The following is a 6553-nucleotide window of genomic DNA, read 5'->3' on the forward strand; positions in this document are numbered from 1 at the left end:
AGGTATTGCAGGCTGTTGTACCTGAGCGACGGTTTGTGGCTTAGGTACTTCAGATTTAATTGGCGCTGGCGCTGTAGTTTGAACGACCATTTGTTCTTTTGGTTGTTGCACCGGCGTACTGGCGATCTGCTGTTCCATGAACCGGGGTTCTCCCAGGTCAAAGTCCGTAAGGGCAATTTTTCTTTTTTTGAAGACAGCCAGGTGCTGGTCTATATAGGCCAGGTGGTCTTGTACCAGAGGAGTAATCAGTTTATCATCTGGAAATTTGCTGACAATTTCCTTGAAGGCGCTGATCAGACTATCTACATTATTGGTTCTTCCAATAGCTATAGATTTAAGATAGGCAAATTGCGGAGAAAGATAATTGCTCGGGGAAATTTCATTTAATGCATTTACATCCGTGATGACCTGAGTGAAATCTTTCTTTTCGTAAAGGCCAAAGATATTGTTATATCGTTTGGTGATTTCTGCTTCCTGCGCGGATTGTCTGACGGTAAAGTTAGGATCAAGGATCGTCTTTGCGTAGACCGTAGACGGAAATTGCGTGAGTACCGTGCTTTTATATCCTGAAGCTTTTGCCGGATTGGAGGTCTTGTAGCTTAAATAAAGGCCGTAATTGATGGCGGCCAGATGATTGTTATCCGGAAATCTTTGGAGCAGGAGTTCATAGATCTTTGCTGCTTCTTCGTTATCGTTGAGTTCCTGCTGGTAGAAGTTTGCAATCTCATAGTAGGCATCAATGATCTTTTGATTGCTGGCTTTAAGGAGATCCGGGCTTAGGGGAAGTGCAGCAGTATAAGCTTTGATCTTAGCGGAATCACTAACCATAGTACTTGGTGCATGATCTGGATTGTTTGGCAGGCCGGAATTGTCAAGGTTGGCTACGTTTTGTGTATTAGCTTGGGATGAAGACCGGATACTTTGTCTCCAGTTGTCTTCCAGCTTGCGGTTGCCCCATCTCTTCTTGAAATCCATGAAACCGTTGCTTACTGCAGTTGTGTTTGCAAAATAGAAGGTATTTATGGAGGCAGCTTTTTTTCCGGAGTTCTGAGGGTTATTCTGGTAGACAGGAAAATTGCTGTTAAGGTTTAAAGCTTGTTCTGCAGGTTTTTTTACCGGAGGTGTTACAAATGCTTCAATTCTGGGTTTACGCTCCGGTTCGGGAAGCTTTGCAATCATCTGTAAAGTGTCCTGAAGAGATATGGATTCGTACCGGCTGGTCAGATACTCCAGGTTCTGATCCTTCTTAAGAATGAGATCATAGCCGGTATAGTTTTTAGGCAATGTATTTACTGTACTGTCGTAATAGGCCTTCGCTTTAAGGTAGTTTTTGTATTCTTTAAAATTAAGGTCTGCTATCCGCAGGTAGGACAAGCCTTTTTGATAAGGGTTCCTTGTGCTTGCATTTACAGACTTCATATAATATTTTTCTGCACCCTGATAGTCTTTTTCGTCTGCATAGCTCTGGGCAATCTGATAGAAGATCTGGTCAATATAGTCTGTATTCTTGTCGTCTTTTAACAAGGCCGAAAGTTCCTGCTTACGGTTCATGTTTTCTCCGCTTAACAAACCTTTGACCCTGATTCTGCTCAGGTTGGCATTAAAATAGAGTTCAAATGCGGCATTGCTCTTTTGTACTTTGATGTAATCTTTAAGTGATGGATGGTAATTTTTTTCTTCTTCGTATAACTGTCCAAGGATATAGTTCCACCTGATCTCGTTTCTTTTTATACTTCCTTCTTTAAGTGCAGACTCCAGGTACACAATGGCATCTTTGTAACGGTTAACGGCAATGCTCATTTGGGCGAGTGTGGCCAGTGGCTCTGCTCTTTTTCTTTTAATGAGTTTGAGGTTCTCTTCCAATGTATCCAGCGTGAAACCTGCCTCTCTTAGATTGTTCAGCTGGATCAGACTTCTGGCTTTTCCGTTCAGTGCCTGTACGTATATAGGTAGATTGTTTTTATAGGTCCTGGTCACGTAGTCAAAATATTCTTGGGCAACAAAATAGTTTCCTTTTAAAAATTGTGCTTTTCCAAGAAGCAGATAGGCGTCGTCTATATAGTTGCTGAAACTTTTTTCCGCAATGATCGTTTGTGCTTTATGGATCACTTTGTCCAGGGCAGCGCTGCTTACAGACCCGCTAAATGGGTCTCTGGCATTGGGGTCAAATTTTTCGGGCGCAATATAAACAGGTAGGATATCATTGAAATTATCTGCATAATTGTCGCTGAGTTCTGCTTCGTAGTTGTCCAATATAACGTTGGCATTATAAAAATAATTATAGCGGGCAGTTAAATTTTGCATGCTTCTGCTTGCGGCAGTATCTTTGGGAGTACCGCAGGAGGCAAGGATGCAGGAGCCTAAACAAATTAATATTATCTTTAGGCTATGAATAGCGTAATTTTTCAAAAGCACTTGTTGAGTTTAATTTCAATTAAAATGTATACAAAAATATTTTATTCAGCAATTAATTCTAATGAATTGGTGTTTTTTATTTGATCAGGTTATGGAAGACTCTAATAAAGATAAAGATCAGGGGCCAGGAAATTTTATTAAATATTCCGGGATTGGTTTCCAAATGCTGGCAACCATAGGTGTATTTGCATTTATTGGATATAAGATTGATGATTACCAACATCATTCCAAGCCTATATTTACGGCCATGCTTAGTCTTGCTGGTGTACTTTTGTCTTTATATCAAGTTGTGAAGCAATTGAATAAAAAATAAGAATGGCTTCTCCAAAGGTATTTTTAATACTTTTGTAAAAAAAATAGAGATAAAATTGAATTTAGCAAAGTTTACGTTGTTCTATATAGCTTATGCGCTCATCCTTGGTGGAGTTGCGTCGATGCTTCCGTCTTTTTTTCCTGGTCAAACTGTTCTCGTTCCAAAATTCTGGCTGGTCTTTGGCTTCCTTGGGGGTATCACTTTTATTGCTTATGTAGTGGTTTATTTGGGGATGAAACGTAATCCGGAAACGGGAATTATGGCCATAATGGGGTCGATAGCGTTGAAAATGTTGTTCTCTATGGCTTTCGTCCTGATTTACAGTCTGAAAAGCAAGGAAAACGGCTTGGTTTTCGTCCTGAATTTTTTTTCTTTATATTTATTGTTTAGCTTCTTTGAAATATACTGTTTGTTATGTAACTTGCGCCACCAAAATAAATAGTAAAAATCTGCGAGTAAATGGATTGTAGCCACGTTTTTGATTTTAAAGTGAAAAGGTTAATTGTTGTTTTTACGCTTTTTTTAGCGTTTTTTTCTGTTACAGCACCTGCGTTAGCGCAAGTTGATACGCTACAGGCGGCAGAAAATTCCCACTCCGAACCAGAAGGTAAAGAGAAGTTTGATATTGGAAAATTTGCATTGCACCACATTGCAGATTCCCATAGCTGGCATGTGATTGGTGAATATTATATTCAGCTTCCTGTGTTTCTGTATACATCAAACGGATTAGTTAGTTTTAGCTCTGCAGATTTTCTGTATGATGATGAGGCTAAGGTTGTCGTAGAGAAAGGTGGCCAGCGTTTTGTAAAGATGCATGAAAAAATTTATTATGCTTCTGCAACCCCAAATGAACATGGTCAGTATGTTCAGCTTGATGAAAAACACCATGCATTAAATGCGCGTCCTTTAGATTTGTCTGTTACTAAAAATGTTTGTACCCTACTGATTTCTATTGTAATCATTCTTGCGGTATTCTTAAACGTTGCCAGCGGTTACAAAAAACGTAAGGGTAAGTCTCCAAAAGGTTTACAGTCCTGGATGGAGCCAATTATTCTTTTTGTACGTGACGATATTGCCAAGCCCAACCTTGGCCATAAATATGAGCGCTTTATGCCTTATTTACTTACTGTATTTTTCTTTATTTGGTTTAACAATATGCTGGGGCTTGTTCCTTTCCTTCCAGGAGGGGCAAATTTAACAGGAAATATCGCAGTAACCATGATTTTAGCAACAGCGACTTTCTTATTGACAGTGTTTAACGGTAACAAGTATTACTGGAAACATATTTTCGCACCTGATGTTCCTAAGTTAATGTGGATTGTTATGATCCCTGTAGAGATTGTAGGTATTTTTACGAAGCCAATTGCCTTGATGATTCGTTTGTTTGCGAATATTACAGCTGGACACATTCTGGTATTGTCTCTGATCTGTTTGATCTTTGTTTTTAACAGCTTGTATATTGCTCCGATTTCTGTGGCCTTTGCCGTTTTTATTGGTGCAATTGAATTGCTTGTTGCTTTTATTCAGGCCTTTATATTTACTATCTTGTCTGCCTTATTTATTGGTATGGCTATAGAAGAACACCATTAATTAGAATTTTTAACAACTATTAATATATAAAATCATGATTACAGGAAGTATTGCTGCAATTGGTGCAGGATTAGCTGCGATTGGCGCTGGTCTAGGTATCGGTAAAATTGGTGGTTCCGCTATGGACGGTATCGCTCGTCAACCGGAAGCTGCCTCTAAAATCCAAACTGCGATGTTGATCGCTGCTGCCTTCGTTGAGGCTGTTGCGCTTTTCGCAGTGGTTGTTGCCCTAATGGGTAATGGCTAGTAAACTTGTACCTGGCAGCAATGCCGGGTACAAATTTTTTAAAAAAAGAGAACACAATATATAAGATAGAAAATGGAATTATTAGTACCTGAGTTTGGTTTAGTTATTTTTCAGACAATAGCATTTTTATTGTTAATGTTTGTTTTAGGCAAGTTTGCCTGGAAGCCAGTATTGGCAGCAATTAAAGAGCGTGAACAATCTATTGATGATGCACTGAACAAAGCAGATCTTGCTAAACAGGAAATGGCACGTTTAACCACTCAAAATGAAGAGTTGTTGAAATCTGCACGTGCAGAGCGTGACCATATCTTAAAAGAAGCAAAGACTTTAAAAGACAGTATCATTAATGAAGCTAAAACTCAGGCACATACTGAGGGTGCAAAATTAATCGAGAAAGCAAAGATTGAAATTGAAAACCAAAAGAAAGCTGCTTTATTCGAATTGAAAAGTCAGGTGTCTACTTTATCTATCGATATTGCTGAGCGTGTATTGCGTTCGCAGTTGGAAGATAAAGCAAAACAAGAGAATTTGGTTGCAAATCTTTTAAAAGATGTTGAATTAAACTAATTGAGATTGTCAGTTAGCTAAAGAAGATTAGAATGTCAGAAAATAAAGCAGCATCGAGATACGCCAAATCAATCATTGACCTTTCTATAGAGAACAATGCTCTGGAGAGTTTGAAGAATGATATGGTTTTGGTAGAGCAAGTAATTGATCAGAACCCTGAACTGGAGGCTATCCTTAAAAATCCAATTGTTCCCCAGGATAAAAAAATTGGAATCCTTGAGGGTTTGTTTGCCGGTAAGGTAGATAAGATCACCATTTCATTTATGAAACTGATGGTCAATAAAGGCCGTTCTGCCCTTTTATTTGGAACATCGAAAGAAGTGATTGCACAATACAATTCCATTAAAGGAATTGTGACTGCAGATGTTACTTCTGCAATTCCACTTACGGAGAGCAGCAGAGCTGAGATCATTGCAATTGTGAAAAAAGAGATTGGTGCGAATGAAGTTCTGATCAAAGAAAAGATCAATGCCAACCTGATTGGTGGTTTTGTACTGAAAGTTGGAGATAAGCAGTTTGATGCCAGTATCTCTAATGGCTTAAATAAATTAAAAAAGGAATTTGCCCAGGGTGTGGTATAATTCAAATAAATAAAAGATAATATATTACTGATTTACAATAGAAAATATAAATTATGGTAGAGGTAAGACCAGACGAAGTATCGGCAATTATCAGGCAACAATTGTCGGGCTTTAAATCAGAAGCTGAACTTGAAGAAGTTGGTACCGTATTACAAGTGGGTGATGGTATTGCCCGTGTATATGGTTTAACAAAAGTTCAATCAGGTGAGCTTGTTGAATTTGATAGCGGTTTGCAAGGTATTGTATTGAACCTTGAAGAAGACAATGTTGGTGTGGTTTTATTAGGCCCTTCCGACAATGTTAAAGAAGGTGATACAATCAAAAGAACCAAAAAGATTGCCTCTATTAAAGTAGGTGAAGGTATGCTGGGTCGTGTTGTAAACACGCTGGGCGAGCCTATCGACGGAAAAGGACCTATCATAGGTGAGACCTTCGAAATGCCTATCGAGCGTAAAGCACCTGGTGTAATCTATCGTCAGCCGGTTAACGAACCTTTACAAACTGGTATCAAAGCGATTGATGCGATGATCCCGATTGGTCGTGGTCAGCGTGAGTTGGTGATCGGTGACCGTCAGACTGGTAAGAGTGCGGTTTGTATCGATACCATTATCAACCAAAAAGAATTCTATGAGGCAGGAAATCCTGTTTTATGTATATATGTTGCTTGCGGACAAAAAGCAAGTACAGTAGCAAACGTTGTACGTACCCTTGAAGAAAATGGTGCAATGGCTTATACAGTAGTTGTTTCGGCTTCTGCTGCTGATCCTGCTCCACTTCAGTTCTATGCGCCTTTCTCTGGTGCTGCGATTGGTGAGTATTTCCGTGATACAGGTCGTCCTG

7 protein-coding genes and 1 pseudogene are annotated in these 6553 nt (G+C 39.2%); 7 read left to right on the plus strand and 1 reads right to left on the minus strand.

The window, feature by feature from the left end; all coding sequences use genetic code 11:
• Nucleotides 1–2304 (minus strand): tetratricopeptide repeat protein (locus VNZ46_RS05530; protein ID WP_325559121.1); only part of this gene is annotated, 2304 nt, incomplete at its 3' end.
• 172 nt (nt 2305–2476) lie between these two features.
• On the opposite strand from VNZ46_RS05530, the gene VNZ46_RS05535 reads away from it, so the two are divergent.
• The 7 genes and pseudogenes from VNZ46_RS05535 to VNZ46_RS05565 all read left to right on the plus strand — a co-directional run.
• The gene (locus VNZ46_RS05535; protein ID WP_325559122.1) at nt 2477–2728 is read left to right on the plus strand and encodes an AtpZ/AtpI family protein; all 252 of its coding nucleotides are present in this window, start codon (nt 2477–2479) and stop codon (nt 2726–2728) included.
• A gap of 55 nt (nt 2729–2783) precedes the next feature.
• Entirely contained in the window at nt 2784–3170 is a 387-nt protein-coding gene (locus VNZ46_RS05540; RefSeq protein WP_325559123.1) for a hypothetical protein, read from the plus strand.
• Nucleotides 3171–3187: 17 nt separating this feature from the next.
• Entirely contained in the window at nt 3188–4318 is a 1131-nt protein-coding gene (gene atpB / locus VNZ46_RS05545) for a F0F1 ATP synthase subunit A (RefSeq protein WP_325559124.1), read from the plus strand.
• Nucleotides 4319–4355: 37 nt separating this feature from the next.
• Entirely contained in the window at nt 4356–4565 is a 210-nt protein-coding gene (atpE, locus tag VNZ46_RS05550; RefSeq protein ID WP_108553637.1) for an ATP synthase F0 subunit C, read from the plus strand.
• A 72-nt stretch (nt 4566–4637) separates the two neighbouring features.
• Nucleotides 4638–5132, plus strand: coding sequence for a F0F1 ATP synthase subunit B (locus VNZ46_RS05555; protein ID WP_325559125.1), 495 nt, complete (start codon nt 4638–4640; stop codon nt 5130–5132).
• 32 nt (nt 5133–5164) lie between these two features.
• Nucleotides 5165–5713: an ATP synthase F1 subunit delta gene (gene atpH / locus VNZ46_RS05560; protein WP_325559126.1), complete on the plus strand. Its 549-nt coding sequence runs from the start codon at nt 5165–5167 to the stop codon at nt 5711–5713.
• Between the two features lie 53 nt (nt 5714–5766).
• Nucleotides 5767–6553 (plus strand): annotated as a pseudogene (locus VNZ46_RS05565) (F0F1 ATP synthase subunit alpha); the annotation flags it as partial.

Source organism: Pedobacter sp., assembly GCF_035566355.1.
Classification (GTDB): Bacteria; Bacteroidota; Bacteroidia; order Sphingobacteriales; family Sphingobacteriaceae; genus Pedobacter.